Source organism: Streptosporangium sp. NPDC050284 (assembly GCF_044459525.1).
Taxonomy (GTDB): domain Bacteria; phylum Actinomycetota; class Actinomycetes; order Streptosporangiales; family Streptosporangiaceae; genus Streptosporangium.
In genome coordinates this window covers 440,012-463,280 of record NZ_JBITIZ010000007.1, presented here as the reverse complement: position 1 = coordinate 463,280, position 23,269 = coordinate 440,012, and the positions used below count along the sequence as shown (strand labels likewise).

At 69.0% G+C, this 23,269-nt stretch carries 25 protein-coding genes; 6 read left to right on the top strand and 19 right to left on the bottom strand.

The genetic code is table 11. The annotated features are described in order from the left end of the window. Positions 1-36 precede the first annotated feature (36 nt). Entirely contained in the window at positions 37-531 is a 495-nt protein-coding gene (locus ACIBH4_RS19600) for an Lrp/AsnC family transcriptional regulator (RefSeq protein WP_329091340.1), read from the top strand. A 71-nt stretch (positions 532-602) separates the two neighbouring features. Here ACIBH4_RS19600 and ACIBH4_RS19595 read toward each other — a convergent pair whose 3' ends face one another. Beyond that, entirely contained in the window at positions 603-1,184 is a 582-nt protein-coding gene (locus ACIBH4_RS19595) for a DivIVA domain-containing protein (protein ID WP_362505043.1), read from the bottom strand. Between the two features lie 221 nt (positions 1,185-1,405). Here ACIBH4_RS19595 and ACIBH4_RS19590 point away from each other — a divergent pair, with 221 nt between their 5' ends. Next, positions 1,406-2,245, top strand: a complete 840-nt coding sequence (locus tag ACIBH4_RS19590; RefSeq protein WP_362505040.1) for an ATP-binding cassette domain-containing protein — start codon at positions 1,406-1,408, stop codon at positions 2,243-2,245. Continuing rightward, entirely contained in the window at positions 2,242-2,913 is a 672-nt protein-coding gene (locus ACIBH4_RS19585; protein ID WP_362505037.1) for a hypothetical protein, read from the top strand. The genes ACIBH4_RS19590 and ACIBH4_RS19585 overlap by 4 nt, the downstream gene beginning before the upstream one ends. 200 nt (positions 2,914-3,113) lie before the next feature. Here ACIBH4_RS19585 and ACIBH4_RS19580 read toward each other — a convergent pair whose 3' ends face one another. The 4 genes from ACIBH4_RS19580 to rlmN all read right to left on the bottom strand — a co-directional run bounded on the left by ACIBH4_RS19580 (position 3,114) and on the right by rlmN (position 6,444). Next, positions 3,114-3,485 carry an alpha/beta hydrolase gene (locus tag ACIBH4_RS19580; protein WP_362768119.1) on the bottom strand — a complete coding sequence of 124 codons (372 nt, stop codon included), beginning with the start codon at positions 3,483-3,485 and terminating at the stop codon, positions 3,114-3,116. Then, positions 3,482-3,712, bottom strand: coding sequence for a hypothetical protein (locus ACIBH4_RS19575; protein WP_362768116.1), 231 nt, complete (start codon positions 3,710-3,712; stop codon positions 3,482-3,484). Before ACIBH4_RS19575 ends, ACIBH4_RS19580 begins: the two co-directional genes overlap by 4 nt. 259 nt (positions 3,713-3,971) lie before the next feature. Continuing rightward, positions 3,972-4,979, bottom strand: coding sequence for an ATP-binding protein (locus ACIBH4_RS19570; protein ID WP_362768113.1), 1,008 nt, complete (start codon positions 4,977-4,979; stop codon positions 3,972-3,974). 340 nt (positions 4,980-5,319) lie between these two features. Beyond that, the gene (gene rlmN / locus ACIBH4_RS19565; RefSeq protein WP_362505028.1) at positions 5,320-6,444 is read right to left on the bottom strand and encodes a 23S rRNA (adenine(2503)-C(2))-methyltransferase RlmN; all 1,125 of its coding nucleotides are present in this window, start codon (positions 6,442-6,444) and stop codon (positions 5,320-5,322) included. 72 nt (positions 6,445-6,516) lie between these two features. Here rlmN and ACIBH4_RS19560 point away from each other — a divergent pair, with 72 nt between their 5' ends. Then, positions 6,517-7,608, top strand: coding sequence for a suppressor of fused domain protein (locus tag ACIBH4_RS19560; RefSeq protein WP_362505025.1), 1,092 nt, complete (start codon positions 6,517-6,519; stop codon positions 7,606-7,608). Between the two features lie 83 nt (positions 7,609-7,691). On the opposite strand, the gene ACIBH4_RS19555 is transcribed toward ACIBH4_RS19560, so the two are convergent. The 6 genes from ACIBH4_RS19555 to ACIBH4_RS19530 form a co-directional block, all read right to left on the bottom strand. Next, positions 7,692-8,561 (bottom strand): phosphatidate cytidylyltransferase, encoded by an 870-nt coding sequence (locus ACIBH4_RS19555; RefSeq protein ID WP_399172517.1) that lies wholly within the window; start codon positions 8,559-8,561, stop codon positions 7,692-7,694. A 56-nt stretch (positions 8,562-8,617) separates the two neighbouring features. Then, positions 8,618-9,175, bottom strand: a complete 558-nt coding sequence (gene frr / locus ACIBH4_RS19550; protein ID WP_362505019.1) for a ribosome recycling factor — start codon at positions 9,173-9,175, stop codon at positions 8,618-8,620. Between the two features lie 351 nt (positions 9,176-9,526). Beyond that, the gene (gene pyrH, locus ACIBH4_RS19545; RefSeq protein WP_386201145.1) at positions 9,527-10,294 is read right to left on the bottom strand and encodes a UMP kinase; all 768 of its coding nucleotides are present in this window, start codon (positions 10,292-10,294) and stop codon (positions 9,527-9,529) included. Positions 10,295-10,344: 50 nt separating this feature from the next. Beyond that, positions 10,345-11,178 carry a translation elongation factor Ts gene (tsf, locus tag ACIBH4_RS19540; RefSeq protein WP_362505016.1) on the bottom strand — a complete coding sequence of 278 codons (834 nt, stop codon included), beginning with the start codon at positions 11,176-11,178 and terminating at the stop codon, positions 10,345-10,347. 111 nt (positions 11,179-11,289) lie between these two features. Continuing rightward, the gene (gene rpsB, locus ACIBH4_RS19535; RefSeq protein ID WP_362505013.1) at positions 11,290-12,243 is read right to left on the bottom strand and encodes a 30S ribosomal protein S2; all 954 of its coding nucleotides are present in this window, start codon (positions 12,241-12,243) and stop codon (positions 11,290-11,292) included. A 228-nt stretch (positions 12,244-12,471) separates the two neighbouring features. Further along, entirely contained in the window at positions 12,472-13,092 is a 621-nt protein-coding gene (locus ACIBH4_RS19530; protein WP_362505010.1) for a helix-turn-helix domain-containing protein, read from the bottom strand. Between the two features lie 118 nt (positions 13,093-13,210). On the opposite strand from ACIBH4_RS19530, the gene ACIBH4_RS19525 reads away from it, so the two are divergent. Beyond that, positions 13,211-14,548: an MFS transporter gene (locus ACIBH4_RS19525; protein WP_362505007.1), complete on the top strand. Its 1,338-nt coding sequence runs from the start codon at positions 13,211-13,213 to the stop codon at positions 14,546-14,548. A 44-nt stretch (positions 14,549-14,592) separates the two neighbouring features. Here the strand turns inward: ACIBH4_RS19525 and ACIBH4_RS19520 are convergent, their stop codons facing one another. Continuing rightward, complete coding sequence (locus ACIBH4_RS19520) at positions 14,593-15,933, bottom strand: CoA transferase (RefSeq protein WP_362768107.1); 1,341 nt, start codon at positions 15,931-15,933, stop codon at positions 14,593-14,595. A 145-nt stretch (positions 15,934-16,078) separates the two neighbouring features. On the opposite strand from ACIBH4_RS19520, the gene ACIBH4_RS19515 reads away from it, so the two are divergent. Next, positions 16,079-16,810, top strand: a complete 732-nt coding sequence (locus ACIBH4_RS19515) for a M23 family metallopeptidase (protein WP_362505001.1) — start codon at positions 16,079-16,081, stop codon at positions 16,808-16,810. A gap of 19 nt (positions 16,811-16,829) precedes the next feature. Here ACIBH4_RS19515 and dprA read toward each other — a convergent pair whose 3' ends face one another. The 7 genes from dprA to lepB (ACIBH4_RS19480) all read right to left on the bottom strand — a co-directional run bounded on the left by dprA (position 16,830) and on the right by lepB (ACIBH4_RS19480) (position 23,188). Beyond that, positions 16,830-18,296: a DNA-processing protein DprA gene (gene dprA, locus ACIBH4_RS19510; RefSeq protein WP_362504998.1), complete on the bottom strand. Its 1,467-nt coding sequence runs from the start codon at positions 18,294-18,296 to the stop codon at positions 16,830-16,832. Next, positions 18,293-19,933: a YifB family Mg chelatase-like AAA ATPase gene (locus tag ACIBH4_RS19505; RefSeq protein ID WP_362768104.1), complete on the bottom strand. Its 1,641-nt coding sequence runs from the start codon at positions 19,931-19,933 to the stop codon at positions 18,293-18,295. The genes dprA and ACIBH4_RS19505 overlap by 4 nt, the downstream gene beginning before the upstream one ends. Positions 19,934-20,010: 77 nt before the next feature. Then, entirely contained in the window at positions 20,011-20,370 is a 360-nt protein-coding gene (locus tag ACIBH4_RS19500) for a YraN family protein (RefSeq protein WP_362504992.1), read from the bottom strand. Between the two features lie 234 nt (positions 20,371-20,604). Then, positions 20,605-20,928 carry a DUF2469 domain-containing protein gene (locus ACIBH4_RS19495; RefSeq protein WP_350948689.1) on the bottom strand — a complete coding sequence of 108 codons (324 nt, stop codon included), beginning with the start codon at positions 20,926-20,928 and terminating at the stop codon, positions 20,605-20,607. A 39-nt stretch (positions 20,929-20,967) separates the two neighbouring features. Then, positions 20,968-21,654, bottom strand: a complete 687-nt coding sequence (locus tag ACIBH4_RS19490) for a ribonuclease HII (protein ID WP_362768101.1) — start codon at positions 21,652-21,654, stop codon at positions 20,968-20,970. Between the two features lie 64 nt (positions 21,655-21,718). Continuing rightward, complete coding sequence (lepB, locus tag ACIBH4_RS19485; protein ID WP_362504985.1) at positions 21,719-22,312, bottom strand: signal peptidase I; 594 nt, start codon at positions 22,310-22,312, stop codon at positions 21,719-21,721. 9 nt (positions 22,313-22,321) lie between these two features. Further along, entirely contained in the window at positions 22,322-23,188 is an 867-nt protein-coding gene (gene lepB / locus ACIBH4_RS19480) for a signal peptidase I (RefSeq protein WP_362504982.1), read from the bottom strand. Positions 23,189-23,269 lie beyond the last annotated feature (81 nt).

Sequence of the window (23,269 nt, the reverse complement as noted above, 5' to 3'; positions counted from 1 at the left end):
GGCAACAGCCCCGCAACATGACGCCAGGGAGCGCCCATGACGACGCCGCCCAAGGTTCGCCGCGAAAACGACGCCAGGCCCGGCCCCGTCGTCCTCGACGAGATCTCCAAGCAGATCATCGAGCAACTGCAGACGGACGGGCGCAAGCCGTACGCCGCGATCGGCAAGGCCGTGGGGCTCTCCGAGGCCGCCGTACGCCAGCGGGTGCAGCGCCTGCTCGACGCCGGAGTCATGCAGATCGTCGCGGTGACCGACCCGCTCACCCTGGGCTTCCCCCGTCAGGCCATGATCGGTATCAAATGCGAGGGCGACCTGGAGACGGTGGCCGACGAGCTGTCCGCCATCAGGGAGATCGACTACGTGGTGCTCACCGCGGGGTCGCTCGACATCATGGTCGAGGTCGTCTGCGAGAGCGACCAGCATCTTCTGGAGATCCTCGGCAAGATCCGGGCCATCCCGACCGTCAGGGCCACCGAGACCTTCGTCTATCTCAAGCTTCACAAGCAAACCTACTCCTGGGGCACCCGCTGACGAGGCCCCACGCACTCCCCCGCCGTATGGCGGCGAACCAGGAGAGACCGGGAAAACCTGAAGGGATGTCGTCATCGGCTGACGCGGCTCTCCAGGGCTCCCGCGAGATCGGCGAGAAACTCGTCGACCTCACCGATCGCGTACCCGGGCCGCAGTATCACCGTGGTGAACCTGGCCTCGCGCACGCCCTCGGGGGTGAGGGGCGTGTCGGTGGTGCCACGCAGGGTGGCCACGGCACGGTCGAGGAAGGCGTCCACCTCGTCCTCGTCGTAGCCCATGCCGAGGCGGCCTGACCTGAAGGCGACCCGCTCCACCCGGGCGGCGTGGCCCTCCCACTCCCCCTGGTCCTCCCGGTCTTTCCGCTCCGGCTCCGCGGGCGCGGTGTTACGGGCGGGGACGATCGGGCGTCCGCCTGTTTCTGTGGACCGGGTCTCGACCGCCACGATGAAGGCCTCAAGCGCGAAGTCGACGGCGAGCTCGTGGTAACCGCCGCGCCTGGTGCGGAGACGAGCGCCACGGATCTCGTCCGCGGTGATCGGCTCCCCCTCCGGGGTGGCCCTGCCGAGGGTGCCCTCGATCCGGCGGACCAGCCGGTCCACCTGAGCCATGTCGTATCCCCTGCGAATCCCAAGAACCCGTGGAAAGCGGTTCAAACCCGCATCCTTTCGCCTCTCCCCGACTGGATTTCTGTCCGTGCATCCCTTCCGAGGGGAGAAATCGAGCGTGGTGGGTCGGGTGACTCACCGAACGAGGCTTCCTGGAGATCCTCTTATTTGTTTATTTATCAGGTCGAGCCCGCTTCCAGGGGGCAGATCGCATCATGGTCGGCGATCAACGGCGAATTCCGGCATGATCACCGGTAATGTTGCGGTTCATGCGGCTCTCCACAGTGTCCTTTCGATACTCGCGGCGCGGCCCCTGGATCCTGCGGGACGTCGAGCTCACACTCCGTCCCGGTTCCGTCATCGAGGTCACCGGCCGCAACGGCGCCGGAAAATCGACGCTGCTGCGGCTGATGGCGGGATTCGTCCCCCCGTCCCGAGGCTCGATCGCCGACCGGCCCAAGGTCGTCGGCTACGCCCCCGACGTGTTCCCCTCAGACCAGCCGTTCACCGTCGCCGCCTACCTCGTCCACATGTCCAGGATTCGAGGGCTCTCCTCCTCCGCCGCCGCGGCCGGGGACCTGGCGGAGCGACTGAACGCGGCCCACCTGCTGGACCAACCGCTCGGCGACCTGTCCAAGGGCAGCGCACAGAAAATCGGGCTCATCCAGTCGCTGCTCGCCCCGCCGGACCTGCTGATCCTGGACGAGCCCTTCGCCGGACTCGACGAGCAGACCCGTACCGAACTCCCTGTGATCATCGAAGAAATCGCCGCACGCGGCGGTACGGTCGTGGTCAGCGACCACCAGAACCAACTTCAGCACTTCCCCGGCGCCGATCACTGGCTCGTCGTGAACGGCGACGTCACCGTCGGCGCCCGCGACTCCGCGGCACTTCCCACCACCTCAACACCTCCCACCCCCGCTCCGCGAGACACCCCGGAAACCAGCCCCTCCCCGGACACCTCGAAGGAGCACTCGCCGCCCCCTCGATCCCCCTCGGAAAGCTCGTCTCCGCAGGTGGTGATCGAGGTGCTCGTGGACGCGGGCGACGCCGACGAGGTGGAACAGAAGCTCCGCGCCGACGGCTACCTCACCAGGCGGTCATCGTGATCCACCTCGTACGCTTCAAGCTCTCCGCCTACGCCCGGTCACACCGGCTGCTCCAGCCGACGATCGGGCTCTTCGCGATGCTGTCCGTCTTCTACTCGACGCTCGCCCCGCCGGGCAAGGAGCTGCCCGCGTACGCGGACTCGGCCGGTTTGCTGATCCTCGTCTTCGCCTGGGCCGCCCGAGGGCTGCTCGACACCGAACCCCCGACGCAGCGGCTCATCTCCATGACGGCCGCCGGGCGTCCCGGCCGCGAGATCGGAGCCGGGCTGCTCGCCGCGCTCACCGTCAACCTCGGCATGGCGGCGATCGCGGTCGGGCTGCCGCTGCTCCACGGCTTCGCCGCCATGCCCGCCCCCGCCGACCTGGCGAGCGGCATCGCGCTGCACGTGCTCGGCGTGAGCGCGGGAACGGCCCTGGGCGCCCTCACCAGCCGCCCGATCCTCGCCTCCCCGGCCGTCTCGATGCTCGCCCTCTTCGGCGGCTATCTCGCCCTGCTGCTGATCAGCCTCACCCCCGCGGGCCACCTCGCGGTGCCGATCATGCCCTGGATGCGCGCCGCCAACGCCGGCCTGCTCGGGGAGGTCCTGCTCCCCATCTCCGCCGCCACCCTCTTCTGGACCGCCGCGAGCCTCCTGCTGTACACACGCCTACGCCGTCTGAACCCCTGAACGGGGTCGCGGATGCGACCGATCGATGACGGAACCACGGCCGTCAGACGTCGATTTCGAAGCCCGCCACCGGTCTGCGACACACAAGGGTGGGTGTCGTCGAACCACCGGACTCACCGTGGTCCAACGACACCCACCCACTCGACAGCTACACAGACCTCACCCGGATGAACCGCCCGGGCGGAGGACCGCCTCCGGAATCAGAAGGCGGATGAGGCCGCGACCGGGCCGGCCGTCCAGTGGTTCGGACCGGTCGGCCACGTCTGGGACGGCGCCTGCTGTCTGAGCACACTCTCCTCGGGGGTGCCCACGGCGCAGCGCGTGCCGCGCGGCGGCACCTTCAGAGAGATCAAGTACTCGTCGAAGATGTCCGTCTGACACTTGTCCTTGCCGTAGATGCGGTGCCCCCAACCCTCGTATGTGAGCAACACTGCCTTCGGCCCGAGCTGACGTGCCGCGTTGGCGGACCATATCCACGGGGTGGCCGGATCGTGCAGGGAATTCCCGAGCAGCAGCGGCGCGTCGCCCGTGTACCGCAGCGCGTGCGGCGCGTTGGTGGTTGGGTAGTTCATGCAGATCGGCAGGTCGTCGATCGGGTACGGGTGATACCCCGTGTCGGGTGCGAGCGGTTGGAGACACGGATGAGTGCGGCGTACTCCGCGTAGTTACGCACCTGGAGGTTGTAGTCCTGACAGAGAACCGCGGTCGGCAGATACGCGACGTCACCCTCCACGGGCTGTCGGCCCGGCAGCGGGGGCACCCACTCCGGCAGCGGCCCGCCGTTCAACCAGTCGATCAACTGCCCCAGCATGCGCCACGCCGGCGCCACAGGAAGATGGCTCGCTGCAGACGGATCCGGATCATCACCGAAGGCGCCGGAGACGGTGGTATCCCCTACGGCGTACCAATATGTCAACGTTGAGCATGGCCTGTGCGATGTTCGGTGCGGGGCGACCGCCATGAAGCCGGCCCGCAGCCTGGAAGAGGAGAGACGGCTGGAGAAGCAGCCTTGACGACACGTGCCGTCGACACCGATGCCATGCCCGGCGACCATGCGGTCAATTACGCGGGGCCGCGACCTCCCAGAGGGCACTCACCGGCATGGCGCGCATGCGGTCGCCGAACGGGAGCGTCTGCGTCCCCGTGTAGAGGACGATTCCCACCGCGAAGTCGTCGCCGAGGCGGGCCGCCAGGTGCCGCAGTCCCTTGAAGTCATCCGGTCGCACCGTCGAGGACGCCTTCACCTCTATGCCGACCACCCGTCCCTGGCGATTCTCCAGCACGGCGTCGACCTCTACCTTGTCCTTGGTCCGGTAGTGGAACAGCTCCACACGTTCGTCGGACCAGGTGATCTGGCGAGCCAGCTCCATCAGGACGAAGCCCTCCAGAAGTGGGCCGAAAGCACCTTCCGGACGCACCAAACTCCTGGAGTCGGCGCCCAGGAGGTTGGCCGCGATCCCGGAATCAACGAACGCCATCTTGGGGGTTCCGGTCGCACGGCTGCCGAGGTTGCGTGACCAGGCGGGGATCCGCTTGATCAGGAAGACCTCTTCCAACAGGCCGAGATAGCGATGAATCGTGCTCGTGGAGAGCTCGACGTCCTTGCTCAAGGACCCGGAAACCAGCAGCTGTCCCGATCTGGCGGCCAGCAACCGAACCAGAGCTCGCATCTCCGCCGTCCGTTCGATCTCCGCCAGCTGACTCACATCGCGTGCGACGAGGTCCGCGACGTAGGAGTCGAGGAATCGCTCCCGTCTACGGATGTTGTTGCGCGACACCGCTTCGGGAAACCCACCTCGGACCAGCCGTTCCGCGTACTCGGCACGGCTGACCTCGGAGGTGTGGTGAAGGTCGTCGGGTCCCGCGAAGACCGCGTCCACGAATCCGTCGGCCGTACCGTCGATCTCTCCCTGCGAGAAGGGCCACAGTTCGATGGTCTCCATCCGGCCGGGCAGCGCGTCGGGAAGCCCGCGAAGCCCGAGTACGCGCGCCGACCCGGTCAGCAGGTATCGCCCCGGCCTCGGATCGGTGTCCACCTGCTCCTTGATGGCGAGCAAGCATGTCATAGCCCGAGGCTCAGTGACAGAATGGCCGCTGGGTTGCTGAAAGATTGGCCGCCATCTCGCTGACAGGATGGTCGCTTGGTCGCTGAGAGTTTCGTCGCTGATTCGGTGACGGATTGGTCGCCGTTCCGCACAGGTGGAGATCGCCGACCGGCCACACCTGGCCGGTCGGCGATGCGGCGCAGGGCGTGGGGCGGCTGGGTGCTGTGCCCCGAGGTGGCGATGCGGCGCGGGGCGGCTGGGTGGGTCCCCCGAGGCGGCGCGGGGCGTGAGGACTGGGTGGTGCCCCTGCGGCGATCGGGGCCTCGGGGCACAGCCGTACGGTGAGGGCTACTACTCCGCGCTACTCCGCGGCGGCGAGCTGGCCGCAGGCACCGTCGATCTCGCGGCCTCGGGTGTCACGGACCGTCACCGGCACACCGTGGTACTCCAGGCGCCTGACGAAGGCCCGCTCGTCCTCCGGGCGGGAGGCGGTCCACTTGGAACCCGGGGTCGGGTTGAGCGGGATCAGGTTGACGTGCACCAGCTTGTTCTTGATCAGCTTGCCGAGCAGGTCGGCGCGCCACTCCTGGTCGTTGATGTCCTTGATCAGCGCGTACTCGATGGAGACCCGGCGCTTGGTCCTGGCCGCGTAGTCCCAGGCCGCGTCGAGGACCTCCGCGACCTTCCAGCGGGTGTTGATCGGCACCAGGGTGTCGCGGAGCTCGTCGTCGGGGGCGTGCAGCGAGAGCGCGAGCGTCACCGGCAGGCCCTCGGCCGCGAGCTTGCCGATCGCCGGGACCAGGCCGACCGTGGAGACGGTGACGCCCCTGGCGGAGATGCCCAGGCCGTCGGGAGCGGGCTCGACCATACGGCGCACGGCGCCGATCACGGCCTTGTAGTTGGCCAGCGGCTCGCCCATGCCCATGAAGACCACGTTGCTGACCCGTCCCGGACCGCCCGGGACGTCACCGGCCGCGAGCGCGCGAGCCCCGGCGACGACCTGCTCGACGATCTCGGCGGTGGTCATGTTGCGGGTCAGGCCCGCCTGGCCCGTGGCACAGAACGGGCAGTTCATGCCGCATCCGGCCTGCGACGACACGCACATCGTCGTACGGTCGCTGTAGCGCATGAGGACCGACTCGACCAACGCACCGTCGAAGAGCCGCCACAGCGTCTTACGGGTGGTGCCGGCGTCGGTGGTCATCTCCCTGACCGAGGTGAGCAGCTTGGGGAACAGCGCGGTGGCGAACTTCTCCCGCGCCGCGGCCGGAAGGTCCGTCATCAGCTCGGGATCGCCGTTGAGCTTCTCGAAGTAGTGCCGGGAGAGCTGGTCGGCACGGAACGGCTTCTCACCCAGCTCGGCGACGACCGCGCGGCGCTCGGCCATGGTCAGGTCGGCCAGGTGGCGGGCGGGCTTGGCCCGGCGCGGCGCCACGAAGGTGAGCTGGCCGGGAGCGGGGGTCCCGGACGGGCTGACGGTCGACAAGTCCAACGCCTTCTCTCAACGGTTACGCGATTGCTCGAAGCGGTGCCCGACAGTGATCTAGAGTCCGGAGGTATGGCGACAAACCGCCCCATGGGCCCCGCAGGAGAGCGGGGAGACGGCGTCGAGGTCGTGCTTACCGACATCAATCCCTACGGAAGCCGCACCCTGGTGGTCGAACGTGACGAGACTTCCTCGGTAGCTTACCTGTGCGGGCCGGGAGGGACGGTGCACGGAGCCGTCTGGCTGGCCAACCACGGCCCGGCCCCGGACGGAATCGACCAGGACCGTCTGGAGGCCGAACTGCCACCGGTCGCCCCCAGGGCGAACACCCGTCACCCCGGCGGCAGAGGACCTCTGGGCGCGCTGCGATCGCTGTGGTTCGAGGAGGGCGACGGCGTCGCCCTGTACGAGAACGACGAGCTGCTCGCGGTCATTCCTGGATGGGCGGACATGCGCCGGGGAATGCCCGGCTACTCCCGTGACGCTCTGGGCGAGTCCCCGTTCGCCTGGTCGCTGGAGGATGCCCACGACGGCCTGGCCCCTCGGATCTCCAAGGCGCGCGCCTACTGGGAGTGGCGTGGCGGAGACGGAGCCTGGGCCTCGTTCCAGCAGTTCGTGATGGGTCACCTGGATCGCAAGGTCGGCACCGCGGGCAGGTTCTGGGACGCGGGGGGCGAGCGGATGCCCGCGGTGGGCATCACGGAACGCCCGCCGGAACGTGGCAGGGAGCACACGATCCTGTCCACGGTCGGGATGAGCTGCCAGCGGATGCCCACCGTCGAGCAGTACATCGACCGTCCGGACGCGTACGCCCGGGTGGAGCTCGCCGTCGCCTCCCCCGGTGACGCCCGCGACGCGGCCCGGCTGTTCCTGTGGCTGGGGCAGTATCCGTGGCACTCGGTCACCTGGCTGGGGCACGGCCACACCGCCAGGTGGTATCACCGCCCTGAGACCTTCCCGCTCGGCTCCGCCTACGGCGGCGTGATGATGCTGACCGGGCTGCCGGGACTGCCCGACCTGTCGGGTTTCTCCTTCGGCGGCGACTCCGTCCAGTGGCTCTGGCTCGTCCCGATCACCCCGGACGAGCTGGGTCTGGTCTCGGCCGAGGGCTACCGGGCGGTGCTGCCGCGCCTGTCCGCGACCCGGCTCACCAGGGCGGGATGATCGACGCCCTCCCTGACTCGTACGGGTGACGACCGCACCGCACCCGGGCGGGATGTCACGGGCGGCCTCGGACCGGGGCGGGCTCAGATCAGCAGGGTGAGCAGCACCCAGACCGGGATCAGCGTGGCGACGAGGGAGTCGAGGCGGTCCATCATGCCGCCGTGGCCGGGAAGCACACTGCCCATGTCCTTGACGCCGAGATCTCGCTTGATCACCGACTCGATCAGGTCACCGAGCGTGGCGAAGATCACCACGACCGCGCCGATCAGGACGCCCTTCCAGATGTCGGCCTCCAGCAGCCACGCCACCAGCCAGCCGCCCACCGCCATGCAGGCCAGCGCCGACCCCGCGAAGCCCTCCCAGGTCTTCTTCGGGCTGATCACCGGGGCCATCTTGTGCTTACCCAGGGTGATTCCGGCGAAATATCCGCCGATATCGCTCGCGGCGGTGGTGGCGATGAAGACGACCACCCGGTCGGGGCCCTGGTCGGGGTTGGCGAGCAACAGCGCCACGAACCCGACGAGCAGGGAGGGATAGACGACGACCAGGATGGTCGCGGCGGTGTCGCGGACGTAGTTCTCCGTGCCCAGGAACATCCGCCAGATCATCAGCCCGAGCACGGTCATCGCGAAGACGCCGACCAGCCAGGCGGTCCCGCCCCAGGCCGAACCGGTCAGATCTCCGCCCCAGTAGGCCGCGGCCAGCATCGCGGCCATGCCTACCAGCACCGGGACGAGGGGGACCTTGATGCCTCTGGCCTCGAACGAGCGGACCAGCTCCGTCACTCCGATACCCACCGCGGCGACCACCACGGCGAGGAAGAGCACCTTCACGAAGTAGAGGGAGGCGATGATGATCGCCGCCAGGGCGAGCCCCACCGCCGCCGCGACGGGGAGATTACGGCCGGTACGGCTATTGCCCGCCACGGGTTCCACAGGGGGTCCTACTTTCATACCTACACAAAATCCTTGTCCCGCACGGACAGCCCGCGCGGGACAAGGATCATGGCTCAAACCTCGAGCAGCTCGGCTTCCTTGTGCTTGAGCAGCTCGTCGATCTTGGCGACATGCTTCTGGGTGAGGTCGTCGAGCTCCTTCTCCGCCCGGCGCACCTCGTCCTCACCGGCCTCGCCGTCCTTGATCATCTTGTCCAGGGTCTCCTTGGCGCTGCGCCGGATGTTGCGAATGGAGACCTTGGAGTGCTCCGCCTTGTTCCTGGCGACCTTGATGTACTCCCTGCGGCGCTCCTCCGACAGTTCGGGGAAGGCCACGCGGATCACCGCTCCGTCGTTACCGGGGTTCACACCGAGGTCCGAGTTGCGGATCGCCTTCTCGATCGCGGCCATCGAGCTCTTGTCGAAAGGCTGGATGATGACCATGCGCGCCTCGGGCACGTGGAACGAGGCGAGTTGCTGAATGGGGGTGGGTGTCCCGTAGTACTCAGCGCTGATCTTGTTGAACATCGACGGGGTGACCCGACCCGTGCGGATGCCCGCGAAGTCGTCCTTCGCCACCGACACAGCCTTGTCCATCTTTTCCTCGGCTTCGAGGAGGGTTTCGTCGATCACAGCGGCTCCCTGTCTTCTCGGTCACTCCCCATCCTCACGCACTCCGCGGGAGGCCATCACGCCGGAGGTCCACCGGACCACCACAATGGCGTACCGCTCAGCTCGCTACGTCAGGTTCGCACCCTGTCTTCTCGGTCACGTGCCCCTCCTCGCTCGCTTCACGGAACGCTTCCACCTCGCGTCCCACTCCGCCGGCTACGTCGGGCCCGCTTCCTGTCCTCTGGTCGCTCACCACTCCTCGCTCGCTTCACGGGACGCTTCCACCTCGCGTCCCACTCCACCAGCTACGTCGGGCTCGCTTCTTGCGCTACCGGCTCGTCACCGTGCCGGTCCTGGCACCATGCCGGCTCGTCACCGTGCCGGGCTCACCAGCGTGCCGATCTTCTCACCGCGTACCGCCCGCATGATGTTGCCCTCACCCATGAGGTCGAAGACCACGATGGGAAGGTTGTTGTCCATGCACAGGCTGATGGCGGTGGCGTCCATGACCCCGAGACCACGGGTCAGCACCTCACCGTATTCGAGATGGTCGAACCGGACGGCGTCAGGGTTCTTACGGGGGTCGGCATCGTAGACGCCGTCCACCTGGGTCCCCTTGAGCAGCGCCTCGGCGCCGATCTCCAGCGCTCGCTGCGCGGCGCAGGTGTCGGTGGAGAAGAACGGCGAGCCGAGCCCTGCCCCGAAGATGACCACGCGGCCCTTCTCCAGGTGGCGGATGGCACGGCGGGGCAGGAACGGCTCCGCGACCTGCTGCATGGTGATCGCCGTCTGGACGCGGGTGTCGATCCCCCGCTTCTCCAGGAAGTCCTGGAGGGCCAGACAGTTGATGACCGTGCCGAGCATGCCCATGTAGTCGGCCCTCGCGCGGTCCATGCCACGCTCGGACAGGGTGGCGCCCCGGAACATGTTGCCGCCGCCCACGACGACCGAGACCTGCACACCGCCGCGGACGGCCTCGGCGATCGAGTCCGCGAGGTGGCTCACGACGCCCGGGTCTATGCCCAGCGGCTCACCGCCGGCGAACGCCTCCCCGGACAGCTTCAACATCACCCGCTTCCAGCGAAGCGGATCCGAGTACGAAGAAACCGCCGGCGTAGCGGGTCCTGTGTTCTCCTGCACGGCGGCGGCCTCCTCGTTTGATGCTCTGCCTGAAGAGCGGATGTCAGGGATCAGGCCTGGCCGACCTTGAAGCGGACGAAGGCCTGGACCTTGACGCCGTTCTCGTCCGCGAACTTCGCGACCGACTTCTTGTTGTCCTTGACGAAGGACTGCTCAAGGAGAGTGAAGTCCTTGTACCAGCCGTTGACCCGGCCATCAACGATCTTGCCGATGGCGGCCTCGGGCTTGCCCTCCTCGCGGGTCATCTCCTCGAAGAGCGCGCGCTCCTTCTCGATGACGTCGGCCGGGACCTCGGCGGGGCTGAGGTACTTCGGGGCCATCGCCGCGGCGTGCTGCGCGATGTCCTTGGCGACGTCACCGTTCGAGGAGTCGAGCTGCACGAGCACGCCGACCGCCGGGGGGAGCTGGGGGTCGGTCTTGTGCATGTAGGCGCCGATGAAACCGCCCTCAAGCACGGCGAACCTGCGGATCTCGATCTTCTCGCCGAGCGCGGCGTTGGCCTCGTCGAGGTGCGTCTTGACGCTCTTGCCGGAGAGCTCGGAGTCGAGCAGCGCGGGCACGTCGGACGGCTTGGTGGCCAGGATGTGGTCGACCACCTGGGCCGCGAGCTCCTGGAAACGCTCGCCCTTGGCGACGAAGTCGGTCTCGCAGTTGAGCTCGAGCAGCGCGGCGGCGGAGTCGCCCTCCTGCTTCAGGGCGACCAGGCCGTTGGAGGCGGTGCGGGCCTCACGCTTGCCGACGTCCTTGGCGCCCTTGAGGCGGAGGATCTCGACCGCGCGGTCGAAGTCGCCCTCGGACGACTCGAGAGCCTTCTTGCAGTCCATCATGCCGGCGGCGGTCAGCTCACGAAGCCGCTTGACGTCGGCCATGTTCACGGAAGCCATTGTCTTTTCCTCGTGGGAATCGTCGTGGATCGGGTGGGTGCCCCAACTGAGCGGCACCCACCCGGAAGGGTCTTGCGGGTCGTACGGCCAAACGAGCCGTACGGAAGTGACCTAGGCCTGCTTCTCGGTGGACTCGGCCTCGGCGGCCGGAGCCTCCGCGACCTCGGCGGCCGGAGCCTCCGCAGCCTCAGCGGGAGCCTCGGCGGTCTCGGCGGGAGCCTCCGCAGCCTCGGCGGGGGCTTCGGCGGTCTCGGCCTCGGCGGCCGGAGCGCTGTCGGCACCGCCCGCGAGCAGCTCCTGCTCCCACTCGGCCAGCGGCTCGGCGCCACCGGCGACGGCCGGCTTGTCGTCCCCGCCACGGTTGGCGCCGGCGCGGGCCATGAGACCGGCGGCGACGGCGTCGGCGACGACGCGGGTCAGCAGACCGACGGCGCGGATCGCGTCGTCGTTACCCGGGATCGGGTAGTCGACCTCGTCGGGGTCACAGTTGGTGTCGAGAATGGCCACGACCGGGATGTGAAGCTTGCGAGCCTCGCTGATCCCGATGTGCTCCTTCTTGGTGTCGACGACCCACACGGCGCTCGGGATCCGGGACATGTCCCGGATGCCGCCGAGGGTGCGCTCAAGCTTCTCCTTCTCGCGGCGGCGCATGAGGAGCTCCTTCTTCGTGAGCCCCGAGGCGGCCACGTTGTCGAAGTCGAGCTCCTCCAGCTCCTTCAGGCGCTGGAGCCTCTTGTGCACGGTGGAGAAGTTGGTGAGCATGCCGCCCAGCCAGCGCTGGTTGACATACGGCATGCCGACACGGGCCGCCTGCTCGGCGATGGCCTCCTGGGCCTGCTTCTTCGTGCCGATGAACATGATCGTGCCGCCGTGCGCGACGGTCTCCTTGACGAAGTCGTAGGCCCTGTCGATGAAGGCCAGCGACTTCTGGAGGTCGATGATGTAGATGCCGTTGCGCTCGGTGAAGATGAAGCGCTTCATCTTCGGGTTCCAGCGACGGGTCTGGTGGCCGAAGTGAACGCCGCTTTCCAGCAGCTGTCGCATGGTGACGACGGGGGTGGACATTGATCGTCCTCCAGATCGGGGCACCCATCTCTGGGCGCTGTTCTCGGTTGGACGCGACAGCCCTCGGCTGTCGCCCTGATGCCCCGAACCGGATCCAGCCGGGCTTTCGCCCGGACCGAGGGATCCCGGTTCTTGACGGGGCATGCGAAGTCGGCCCATGACTCACAGGCCACCAAAAAGTGTACCCGTAACCGCGCCTCTTCCCGACCTTGGGGCGTCAAGCACCCCTTACGCGTCGCGTGGAAGGCCGTGCGGTCGGCGCCGGGCCCGGGGGAAGAGGCTGACCTGTGCCTCGGAGACCCGAGCCCCGGGCGGGGCGTCCATTCGGTCCCTGACGGTGGTCTTGTAGGGGGCGAGCAGCTTCTCGATCCGCTCGTTCAGCGCCTTCAACTCCTCGGCGTCGACCAGCAGGAGGGCGCGGCTGAACAGAGCGGCCTCGCGCCACTCACGCGACTCCCGCTCAAGATTCTCCAGCGCCCTGCTCGCCTCGTCCGCCGCCTGCTCCCGAAACGCCTTGATCAGGAACTCCTTGGCGCCACGCACGTCCGGACCGTCGTCCGGATCAGGGCTGACGCTGAAGCCCGTGGCGCTGGAGCGCCACAGGCGCTCCCTGCCGTCACCGCGGCCGTCGTCGCGCACGGGCGCGTCCTCGACGAAGCCGTACTTGGCGAGCATGCGCAGGTGGTAGCTGGCCGCGCTGGGGGTGATCCCGACGACCTCGGCGACCTCGGTCGCGGTGCAGGGCCCCTCGGCCTGGAGCCGGTTCAGGATCGCGAGCCGCGCGGGGTGCGCCAGCGCGCGCATCGCGGTGGGATCGGTGAGGGACTTGCGCGTCGATGCCTCGGTCATGTGCAGACCGTACCCACTCCATATGTGAAACATTGCCTTCATAACTATGAAGGGTTATCTTCACAGTTATGAAGCGTTCCTTTCAAAATCTTCGGAGACCTGAAGAGGGCGGGTCCCCGTGACTCCCACCACCCCCGTGGCCCCCGAGGACTCCGAGGACTCCGCCATCCCCACGCCCCCCGAACCCTCCTCACCCCCCATCGCTCCCGAGGCCTCCGCGACCGAGCCGGGGCCCCTGCGGAAACAACGCGACTACCGGCTCCTGCTCTCCGCCCGTGCCGTCACCGAGACCGGCACGGAGATCTCCCGGCTCGCGGTGCCACTGACCGCCGCCGTCCTGCTCGGCGCGTCCCCGGCCCAGATGGGCATGCTCACCGCCGCGTCCTCCCTGCCCTACCTGCTGATCGGTCTCCAGGCGGGTGCCCTCGCCGACCGGCTGCGGCGGCACCGGCCGGTCATGGTCGCCTGTGACACGGTCTCGGCCGTCGCCATGGCCACGATCCCCGCGGCCTGGATCACCGGGTCGCTGAGCGTGCCGTGGCTGATCGCGGTAGCGTTCGTCGTCGGCACCTGCTCGGTGATCTTCCGGGCGGTCAACTTCCCGCACCTGGTCACGGTGGTTCACGAGAGTCAGCGGACCGAAGCCCTCGCGGGCTTCCAGTCGGCCTTCGCCGTGGCGACCGTCGCCGGACCCGGTCTCGCCGGACTGCTCGTCCAGCTGATCACGGCACCGTTCGCGCTCCTGGTCGACGCGGTGTCGTTCCTGGCCTCGGCGTTCCTGATCAGATCGATCAAGGCGCCGGAGAACCACACTCCCGCTCCCCGGCGCGGCATGTGGACCGAGATCCGCGAGGGCCTGGCCACAGTGGCCGGGCACCCGACGCTCCGCGCGCTCTGCGGCGCCGGTATCACGATCAACTTCTTCGGCAGCGCCTACATGGCACTGTTCGTGATCTACGCGCTCAACGAGCTCGGCCTGGCCGGAGGGCTGGTCGGCGCCATCACCGCCTTCTTCGGCGTCGGCGGCCTGCTCGGCGCGGCCGTCGTCTCGCGCCTGACCGGACGGTACGGCGAGAACCGCATACTGGCCTGCTCCGTGCTGCTCTTCCCCGTCGACTTCATGATCGTCGCGCTCACCTCAGGACCGGTGTGGCGCAGCTTCCTTCTCCTGGCCGTCAGCGCGGTGATCTCCGGCGTGGCCGTCGTGGCCTTCGCCGTCTGCATGGGCGCCATCACCCTGCGCGAGACCCCCGCCGAACTGCGCGGCCGGGTCAACGCCACGCAGGCCTTCATGATCCAGGGGGTCCTCACCCTCGGCGGTCTCGCGGGCGGCCTCTCCGGTGAACTGCTCGGACTGCGCCCGGTGTTCTGGATCTCCGCGGCCGGGGTGCTGACCGCGGCCGCGTGGATCTGGCTCTCCCCGCTGCGCCACCCCTCCGCCCCCCGAACCCGATGACCTCGCACTCCCCCGGACTCGCCTTCCAGAGCTCTCGGAAGACCTCACCACCAGGTGGGCGGGTGCTCGCCCCTCTCCGGAGGCGGGCTCGACCAGTACGGCGACATACCGTCGATCGTTCCGGGCGCCCGGAGATAGGTCAGACGACCGAAGGCGCTGTCCATCTCCTCGATCACGCCGGTGACATCGGGCTCCGGCGTGGCCGCTCCGTCGACCCGGCCAAGGCCGTCCAGCCATCGCGCGGTCCCGGCCAGGGAGAGCTCCACCCGCCAGGATCCTCCCTCGGCTGATCGGCGGAGCAGTGCGGCCATCGCGCCGAAGGCGGCCAGGTAGCCGGTGGCGTGGTCGAGGACCTGGGCGGGCAGCGGGCGGGGCCGCGCACCGTCGCCGCCCTCGTGAGCGATGCCGCACGCCATCTGCACCAGACTGTCGAACCCGCGCCTGCCCGCCCACGGCCCTTGACCCCCGTACGCCGAGACGTCGACGCACACGATCCCCGGCCTGATCTCCGCCAGCCTCCGGGGGCCGAACCCCAGTGCCTCGAGAGCCCCGGGACGGTAGGACTGCACGAGCACATCGGCCCCCGCCACCAGGTCGCGCAATGCGGCGCTCCCGGCCGGAGTCCTCAGGTCGAGATGGCAGGACCGCTTGCCGAACGCGGTGCCGACCACCAGCCCCGGCACCTCGGGAAGGTGCCCGGCACCCACCCGGAGCACCTGGGCACCGTGAGCGGCCAAAGTGCGGGTCGCCACCGGTCCGGCGATCACCCTGGTCAGGTCGAGCACCCGCACCCCGTCGAGCGCCCGCCCTCCCCCGCCTTTCGAGGCGTCGGTCCTCGCGCCGCCGGAGGCGCCGACCCGGGTCAGGTGGACCAGCGGCGACGCGGCGACCGCCCGTGACTGCGGATGCCCACGCCACCCGGTGCGGTCGCGCATGGCCGCGGCGCACCCTCCCTCGGCCGTCACCGCCTCCTCGACCTCAACGGCGCCCCGGCTCGCGCAGGCGCGTTCGACGGCGTCCCCGTCCGCACCCTCGGGCAACCCAAGCGCCGCGAGGGCCGCGTCACGATGATGGTCGAAGTTGCAGTGCAGCCGAACCCAGCCGTCGGCGGCGCGGTAGTCACCGGAAAGGGGCGCCCACGGATCCACAGCGGCTCCGTCGATCCTGAAGTGGCGCTCGTCCAGAAAGGCGATCGCCGCCTCCCGCACGTCCACGGCGGCCTGGCTTCCGCCTCCCCTGAGCGCGGCCGCCGCCCCGACGGCGACGGCGGCGGCGGTGCCCACGCGGAAGACGGAGGGCAGTACCGGATCGTCCCCGCTCACCCGCACCGGCGGCAACTCGACGCCCACCTCCGCCGCCAGCTCGCGAATACGCTCTTCGACCACGCGATCCCCGCTCTCACGACGTCCTGGGCCATCCTCTCCCCCATCCTCAGCCACGCCTCCCGGCTTGGCCACGTCTACCGTCCACTGTCCACAGAATCCTGTTCGGTCCATCTCCGCCGCATCACGGGTCTTCATGCTTGCCGACATGAAGACCGTCCACACGGTGGGGCTGCGAGCCCTGCTGTGCTCACTGGTCCTGGCCACACCGGCGGGCGCCCACCGCGTGACCTCCCTCGCGCACCCCGTAGGCGCGACCGGCCGCGCATATGGCACGGCGGCCCCCATGAGCACCCCCGCGACCGCCCTCACGGCCGCGCACGGCCACGCGGGGACGACACCCCCCGCTGAAGCACACGCCACCTCCCCTTCCGGGGAGTCCTCTTCCATGGCTCCAGGGGGATCCCGTGCCAGGAAATCCGCTCCCCCTGCCGGAGGGTCCTCTCCTTCGGAATCCTTCCTCTGGGAATGGCCGCTCAGCGGACGGCCACGGGTGCTCAGGGGCTTCGCGCCACCCGCCCAACCGTGGCTGGCCGGTCATCGGGGCACCGACCTCTCCGCGTCCCCCGGAGCCGAGGTGCGCGCCGCGGGAGCGGGAACGGTCGGTTACGCCGGGCCGCTCGCGGACCGGGGCGTGGTGACCGTGCTCCACCCCGGTGGCCTGCGGACCACCTACCTGCCCGTCCAGCCCTCGGTGCGGCGCGGGCAGGCGGTGGCCGTCGGCGAGGTGATCGGCACCCTTCAGGACGCCCCTGGGCACTGCCCCGCCACCTGCCTGCACTGGGGCCTGCTCCGTGACCGCGCCTATCTCGACCCGCTACTCCTCCTCGGCCACGGCCAGGTCCGTCTGCTTCCCGTGTGGCCCACCCCGCCCCTATGACCCCACCGAGAAGGGGACTTCATCCGCCGGGAGGGCGGTCGGGGCGGAGGCGCCAGCCCCGGGAGACGCGTTCGACGTAACCCGCGGCGGCCAGACCTCCGAGGCAGGAGAGCACGGTCTCCAGGTCGACGCCCGCGGCGACGGCTATCGTCGCGGGGCCCACACCGACCCGGGTGGGCATGACTTCGACGACCTTCCGGCTCTCAGGGTCGAGCCGATCTCGGGGAAGCACCGGGCCGCGCGGCTCCGGGGCCAGGTCGGTGCCCATCGTTCCGACGAGCTCGATCATCTCTTCGGGACCGGTGACGCAGGTGGCCCTGCCCTGGCGGATCAGCCGATGACACCCCGCGGAGAACTCCGAGGTCACCGGGCCCGGCATCGCGGCCAGATGACGGTTGAGCGCGATCGCGTGTCCGGCGGTGTTGAGTGCCCCGCTTCGCACGGCCGCCTCGACGACCACGGTGCCCCTGGTCAGGGCCGCGATGAGGCGGTTTCTGATGAGAAACCTCGGCCTGGTCGGGTGCGCGCCCATGGGGCACTCGCTGACCAGCACCCCCTGCGACCGGATGGCGGCGAACAACTGCTGGTGCGCGCTGGGATAGGCGACGTCGGCGCCGCAGGCGAGCACGGCGACGGTCGGCCCCTCACCGGCGAGGGCACCCCGGTGGGCGGCCCCGTCGATGCCGTGGGCACCGCCGGAGACGACCCCCCATCTTCTCTCGCTCAGCCCCGCCCCAAGCTCCGCCGCCACGTGCGCGCCATACGGCGTGGCGGCTCGGGAACCGACGACCGCGACGGATCTGAGGCAGGAGAACCGCAGGTCGGCCTCACCGTGGAGCCAGAGAGCGTGGGGCCGGGAGTCTCCCAGGTCGTCCAGCTGGGTCGGCCACTCGGAATCGCCGGGAACCACCAGCCTCGCCCCTATCCGCTCCCCCTCGGCCAGGTCTCGCTCAGGGTCGGCCGTCCTCAGCCTGGCCGCCCAGGAGGCGACCATCCTGTCGATCCTGGCCGCGAGCCGCCCATCCCGCACCGCCCCCGGGCCGTCACCCGCTTCAGGGCGCTCGCCTTCGAAGCGGCCACCGGACGGGATACCACCGGACGGGTCGAACCTCCCAACCGGTAGGCCGGTGCCCCCACCCGGCGAGCCGAGGTTTCCAGCCGGTGAGCAGGGGCCTCCAAAACCGGAGCCTCCAAAAGCCGAGCCAGGCTCTCCAGCCGATGGACCGAGATCTCCAAAACCGAGGTTTCCAGCCGATGCACCAAGATCTCCGACCGGCGAGCCGGAGTCTCCAACCGGTGGACCGGGGTTTCCGGCCGGGCGGCCGTGGGTGTCGGCGAACCATCGGGTGAGATCCGCGTCCGCGGCGCCCTCGCGGATCAGGGCGACGGCGGCCTCGGGGCCGCGTAGGGCCACGAGGGCGCCCATCACGGTGTCGCCCGGCTCGGCCAGGCGCATCAGGGTGAGCCGTGCCAGTCTGTCGCTCATCGTTCCTCCCCCAGCCAGAGCCCGAGCGCGGACTGGGTCTCGTGGAGCTCCGGCCGATCCTTGCCCGCGAGATCGGCGAGGGTCCAGGCCACCCTGAGGATCCGGTCGAGGCCCCGGGCACTCAACCGGCCGCTGTCGAGATGCCCGAGCAGCGGGGACATCGCCACGGCCGGTGGCCGGTATTCGGTATGGAGGGCACGGGCGGGCACCTCCGCGTTGCAGCGCCACGGCGTGTTCGCGAACCGCTTGGCGGCCCGCTCACGCGCGAGCAGCACCCGCTCGGCCACCACCCGGCTCGACTCGATGAACCGGCGGTCGGCGAGAAGCTCGCGCCTGGTCGAACGGAACAGGCCGACCTTGATGTCCACCCGGTCGAGCAGCGGACCGGAGAGCCGGGCGAGATAGCGGCGGCGGGCCGCGGGAGCGCACGCGCACGGGTCGTTCGGGGTGGAGGGCCGCGCGCACGGGCACCTGTTGGCCGCCAGCACCAGCACGAACCTGGCGGGGAAGGTCACCGTCGCCAGCGCCCTGGAGACCGTCACCTGCCCCGATTCGAGCGGCTGTCTGAGCGCGTCGAGAACGGTCGTCGAGAACTCTGGGGCCTCGTCCAGGAAGAGCACCCCCCGATGAGCCAGCGAGACGGCTCCCGGGCGGATCATCCCGCTGCCCCCGCCGATGACGGACGCGACGGTCGCGGTGTGGTGGGGCGCCACGAACGGCGGGCGGACCAGCAGGGGACGGTCCCTGGGCAGCACACCGGCGACCGAGTGGATCGCGCTCACCTCCAGAGCCTGGTCCCGCTCCAGGATGGGGAGCAGAGTCGGCAACCGCTCGGCGAGCATGGTCTTGCCCGTCCCCGGAGGACCGAGCATCCAGAGGTTGTGCCCGCCGGCGGCGCAGATCTCCAGCGCGCGACGGGCGAGAGGTTGCCCGGCGACGTCTCCCAGATCGGGGGCGTCACCGGGCTCCTCCCCCGCACCACAGGCGTCTCCGGGGCCCACCTCGCCGGGAAGTCCCGGCGGGAGAGGACACGCGGCCCTCGAATCGCGATCTGCAGCACCGGCCCCACCTCCCCCACCAGAACCGGCTCCTCCAGAACCGGGCGGGAGGCCCCCTACCGGCCCCTCGGCCCGCAACCAGCTCACCAGCGCGCTCAGCGTGGTCGCCGGAACCACGGTCACCCCCGGCACGAGACCGGCCTCGGCGGCGTTACGAGCCGGGACGACGACGGTGCGGGCACCGGCGGCGACGGCCGCCAGCACGGCGGGGAGCACGCCCCGCACCGGCCTGATCGAGCCGTCCAGGCCCAGCTCGCCCAGGAAGAACGGCTCGGCGACCCTGGCGGCGGGCACGAACCCCGCCGCCGCGAGCAGGGCCATCGCGATCGCGACATCGAACAGGCTTCCGCGTTTGGGCAGGCTGGCGGGGAACAGGCTCACCGTGATCCGGGAGTCGGGCCAGGCGTATCGGCTGTTGACCAGCGCGGAACGGACCCGGTCGCGGGCCTCGCTCAGCGCGGTGTCGAGCATCCCGATGAGGTGCAGACCCGCCACACCGCTGCCGACATCGGCCTCGACCTCGACGAGACGGCCGGTCACCCCGACCAGGGCCACACAGCGCGTGCGCGCGACGGCCACTCACCTCACCCCCTGAGGGGAGCGAACGATCCATGACAGGCCGGGAGCCCCCAGAGCCCCTGAGAGTCGGGGAGGCATCAGCACACCCCCCGCTCGTGGCGGACGACGAAATCCCCGGCGAACCGCTCCAGGGCGACGACATCGACGCGGATCGCGTCGAACCGGCACCGGTCCTCACACTCGGCGAGCCATCTGGCCGCGAGTCTGCGCAGGCGGGAGATCTTCGCGTCCGTGACCGCCTCGAAGGCGGTGCCGTGACTGCGACCCGAGCGGGTCTTCACCTCCACCGCGACGAGCGTGTTCCCTTCTCGGGCGACGACGTCGATCTCCCCGTCGGGGCACCGCCAGTTGCGATCCAGAATCTGCAGGTCGTGTGCGAGCAGATAGTCGACGGCGAGCTGTTCGCCGTGTTTGCCGAGCTCGTCCTTCGCGGCCATGGAACCACCTCCGGTTCCAGACCTTCGCTCAGCTCACCGCACCGCCGAGGAACCGAATGCGGATCTGTGGAAAACCGGCCAGGCAGCGCGCACGCCTGTGGACAACCTCCCGCGTCCGCTCGGTCACGTACAGTGCCTCAGGCCGCTCAGATCTGCCCTCACCTGTCCTCAGGGCCCCTTGGGTCCTCGACCCGTCCGTGGGCGAACACCCTCAAGGCCGTCGAGGAAAGCCGCTCAGGAGGAGAAACCCTCCTTTGGCATCTCCAGGTCGGGCTTGGCGAGCTCCTCGACGTTCACGTCCTTGAAGGTCACCACACGGACGTTCTTGACGAACCTCGCCGGGCGGTACATGTCCCAGACCCAGGCGTCCTGCATCTTCACGTCGAAGAACACGTCACCGTTCTCGGCGGTGCGCACGTCAAGATCGACGGAATTGGTGAGATAGAAGCGCCGCTCGGTCTCCACGACATAGGTGAAAAGGCCGACAACGTCGCGGTACTCACGGTAAAGCTGCAGCTCCATCTCGGCTTCGTACTTTTCGAGATCCTCTGCGCTCATACCGGTCCTCCTGTTAAACGCCCACCCCGGCCCGCCCGATCAGACGGCACCGGCCCCCACTTCATTCTCACCCATCACCTCGCCCGCTCCTGACCGCGCCACCGTCGAGAACGAGAAGCGGTGATCCGGACACGGACCGTAGGTTCTGAGAGCCCTGCGATGGTCGGCGGTGCCATACCCCTTGTGCACGGCGAATCCGTACCGGGGATGGCGTTCGTGCAGCGCCACCATCATCTCGTCCCGCGTCACCTTGGCCACGATCGAGGCCGCGGCGATGCAGGCCGCGACCTGATCCCCCTTCCACACGCCCAGCGACGGTGCGGGCAGGCCGGGAACGGGAAACCCATCGGTCAGAACGTAGCCGGGGTGACAGGATAGTCGCGCCACCGCCCTGCGCATTCCTCCGATGTTGGATCTGTGCAGCCCTCGGGTGTCGATCTCACCCGGCGGGATCACCACCACGCTCACCGCCTGCGCGGTCGCCGTGATCTGCTCGTACAGCGACTCACGCCGGGAGGCCGTGAGCAGCTTGGAATCGTCCAGGCCGTCGATCCGGCCGCCCAGCACCACGGCGGCGACCACCAGCGGCCCGGCACAGGCGCCTCGGCCGGCCTCGTCGACCCCCGCCACGGGACCGAGCCCGCGGCGGCCGAGAGCCCGCTCGTAGCCGTACAGTCCCGAATCCCGCCGGACCACGCTGGGTCTGGGGCGAAACGCGACTGTCATGGCACCACGGGTAACACAGCGACCATGACCAGAGAGTACGCCCCCTCCGGGGCATTCGGTACCGCTATCTCACCTTCAGGAAGCTCTCCGGTCTGGCGAGAACGGTGGCCCTGGAGAACGGCCAGTAGATCGCGACGGCACGGCCGATGACGTCACTCTCGGCGACCGTCCCCTCCCCCAGCCTCTCCTCGTGGGCACGCGAGTCGGCGGAGGCGGTGCGGTGATCGCCCATCACCCACAGCCGCCCCTTGGGAACGACCTTCTCGAACGACTCTCCCGAGGGGAAGTCGTCAGGATGGAGATAGGAGCCCTCTTCGAGCGGCACCCCGTTGACCGTGATGCGCTTCTTGGCATCACAGCACTTCACCGTGTCACCGCCGACCGCGATGACCCGCTTGATGGTGTCCTCGCTGTTCCAGCCCTTGAAAACGACGAGGTCACCGCGCTCGGAGTCACCGTGCAACTTGTTGACGACCACCCGGTCGCCCTCCACAAGGGTGTTCTCCATCGACTCGGACGGGATGTAGAACGACTGGAAGACGAAGACCTGCAACAGCAGCGCCACCACCACCCCGCACACCAGCAGGAACAGTGATTCGCGCAGGCCACCGCCCTTGCCGTTCTTCTTTTTCTTCTCAGCCTCGGGTTCAACGGTCATGAGATCCGGCTACCGCCTTGAAAGCCGGCGACGACGCCACAGCACCAGCGGGACGGCTCCCGCGAAACCTGCTAGGAGCGGAGTCGCCCCTCCCACGGCCGCCGCTGCCTTGAGGGCCGACTGGCCGAAGATGTCGGGAATGGGAAGGGTCGTGGCCCTGGAGAACGGCCACACGATCACGAAGGCCCGGCCGATCACCTTGTCCACCGGGATCGTCCCGCCACCGGGGTCACCGAGGTGGGAGCGGGAGTCGAGGGACACCATCCGGTGGTCGCCCATCACCCACAGGCGGCCCGCACCGACCTTGGCCTCGAAGAAGCTCTGGGACGGCACGTCGCCCGGGTAGAGGTAATCCTCGTCGAGCGGCACCCCGTTGACCGTCACCCTGCCCTTGTCGTCACAGCACTTCACGGTGTCGCCGGGGACGCCGATGACCCGCTTGATGTAGTCCTTCTCACCGGGAACCACACCGAAGGCGATGCCGACCCAGCGGAAGAACCCCGCGACCGGGTTGGACGGCTCCTCGATGGGAACCTCGGGGTCCCAGGAATCGACCCCGGAGAAGACCACCACGTCGCCGCGCTCGATGTCACGGACGTGGTAGACGAGCTTGTTGACCAGGACCCGGTCGTTCGTGAGGAGGGTGTTCTCCATCGACTCCGACGGGATGTAGAACGCCTGGATCACGAAGGTCTTGATGACGAGGGCGAGCACCAACGCCACGACGACCAGGACGGGCAACTCCTTCCAGAAGGAGCCCTTCTTCTTGCCTTTGCCGTCCTCGGCGCTCTTCTGAGTGTCTTCGGCGACCACGTCCACCTCGTCCTCGACAGGTCGACGCGAAACCGCGCCGTACTCCCGGTCTTCGCTAGTCATCGCTGACGAGCCTAGATGATGGGCGGTACCAAGTGGTCGAGTGACGGGGTACCGCATAGCCATGCGTATTGCCATAGGAGG

What these genes read in the sequence shown, in the direction of transcription:
- ACIBH4_RS19600 (WP_329091340.1), top strand. Translation starts at nt 37, where the DNA reads ATGACGACGCCGCCCAAGGTTCGCCGCGAAAACGACGCCAGGCCCGGC.
- ACIBH4_RS19590 (WP_362505040.1), top strand. Translation starts at nt 1,406, where the DNA reads ATGCGGCTCTCCACAGTGTCCTTTCGATACTCGCGGCGCGGCCCCTGG.
- ACIBH4_RS19580 (WP_362768119.1), bottom strand. Translation starts at nt 3,485, where the DNA reads ATGAACTACCCAACCACCAACGCGCCGCACGCGCTGCGGTACACGGGC.
- ACIBH4_RS19570 (WP_362768113.1), bottom strand. Translation starts at nt 4,979, where the DNA reads ATGACATGCTTGCTCGCCATCAAGGAGCAGGTGGACACCGATCCGAGG.
- ACIBH4_RS19560 (WP_362505025.1), top strand. Translation starts at nt 6,517, where the DNA reads ATGGCGACAAACCGCCCCATGGGCCCCGCAGGAGAGCGGGGAGACGGC.
- ACIBH4_RS19555 (WP_399172517.1), bottom strand. Translation starts at nt 8,561, where the DNA reads ATGAAAGTAGGACCCCCTGTGGAACCCGTGGCGGGCAATAGCCGTACC.
- tsf (WP_362505016.1), bottom strand. Translation starts at nt 11,178, where the DNA reads ATGGCTTCCGTGAACATGGCCGACGTCAAGCGGCTTCGTGAGCTGACC.
- rpsB (WP_362505013.1), bottom strand. Translation starts at nt 12,243, where the DNA reads ATGTCCACCCCCGTCGTCACCATGCGACAGCTGCTGGAAAGCGGCGTT.
- ACIBH4_RS19530 (WP_362505010.1), bottom strand. Translation starts at nt 13,092, where the DNA reads ATGACCGAGGCATCGACGCGCAAGTCCCTCACCGATCCCACCGCGATG.
- ACIBH4_RS19515 (WP_362505001.1), top strand. Translation starts at nt 16,079, where the DNA reads ATGAAGACCGTCCACACGGTGGGGCTGCGAGCCCTGCTGTGCTCACTG.
- dprA (WP_362504998.1), bottom strand. Translation starts at nt 18,296, where the DNA reads ATGAGCGACAGACTGGCACGGCTCACCCTGATGCGCCTGGCCGAGCCG.
- ACIBH4_RS19500 (WP_362504992.1), bottom strand. Translation starts at nt 20,370, where the DNA reads ATGGCCGCGAAGGACGAGCTCGGCAAACACGGCGAACAGCTCGCCGTC.
- ACIBH4_RS19495 (WP_350948689.1), bottom strand. Translation starts at nt 20,928, where the DNA reads ATGAGCGCAGAGGATCTCGAAAAGTACGAAGCCGAGATGGAGCTGCAG.
- ACIBH4_RS19490 (WP_362768101.1), bottom strand. Translation starts at nt 21,654, where the DNA reads ATGACAGTCGCGTTTCGCCCCAGACCCAGCGTGGTCCGGCGGGATTCG.
- lepB (WP_362504985.1), bottom strand. Translation starts at nt 22,312, where the DNA reads ATGACCGTTGAACCCGAGGCTGAGAAGAAAAAGAAGAACGGCAAGGGC.
- lepB (WP_362504982.1), bottom strand. Translation starts at nt 23,188, where the DNA reads ATGACTAGCGAAGACCGGGAGTACGGCGCGGTTTCGCGTCGACCTGTC.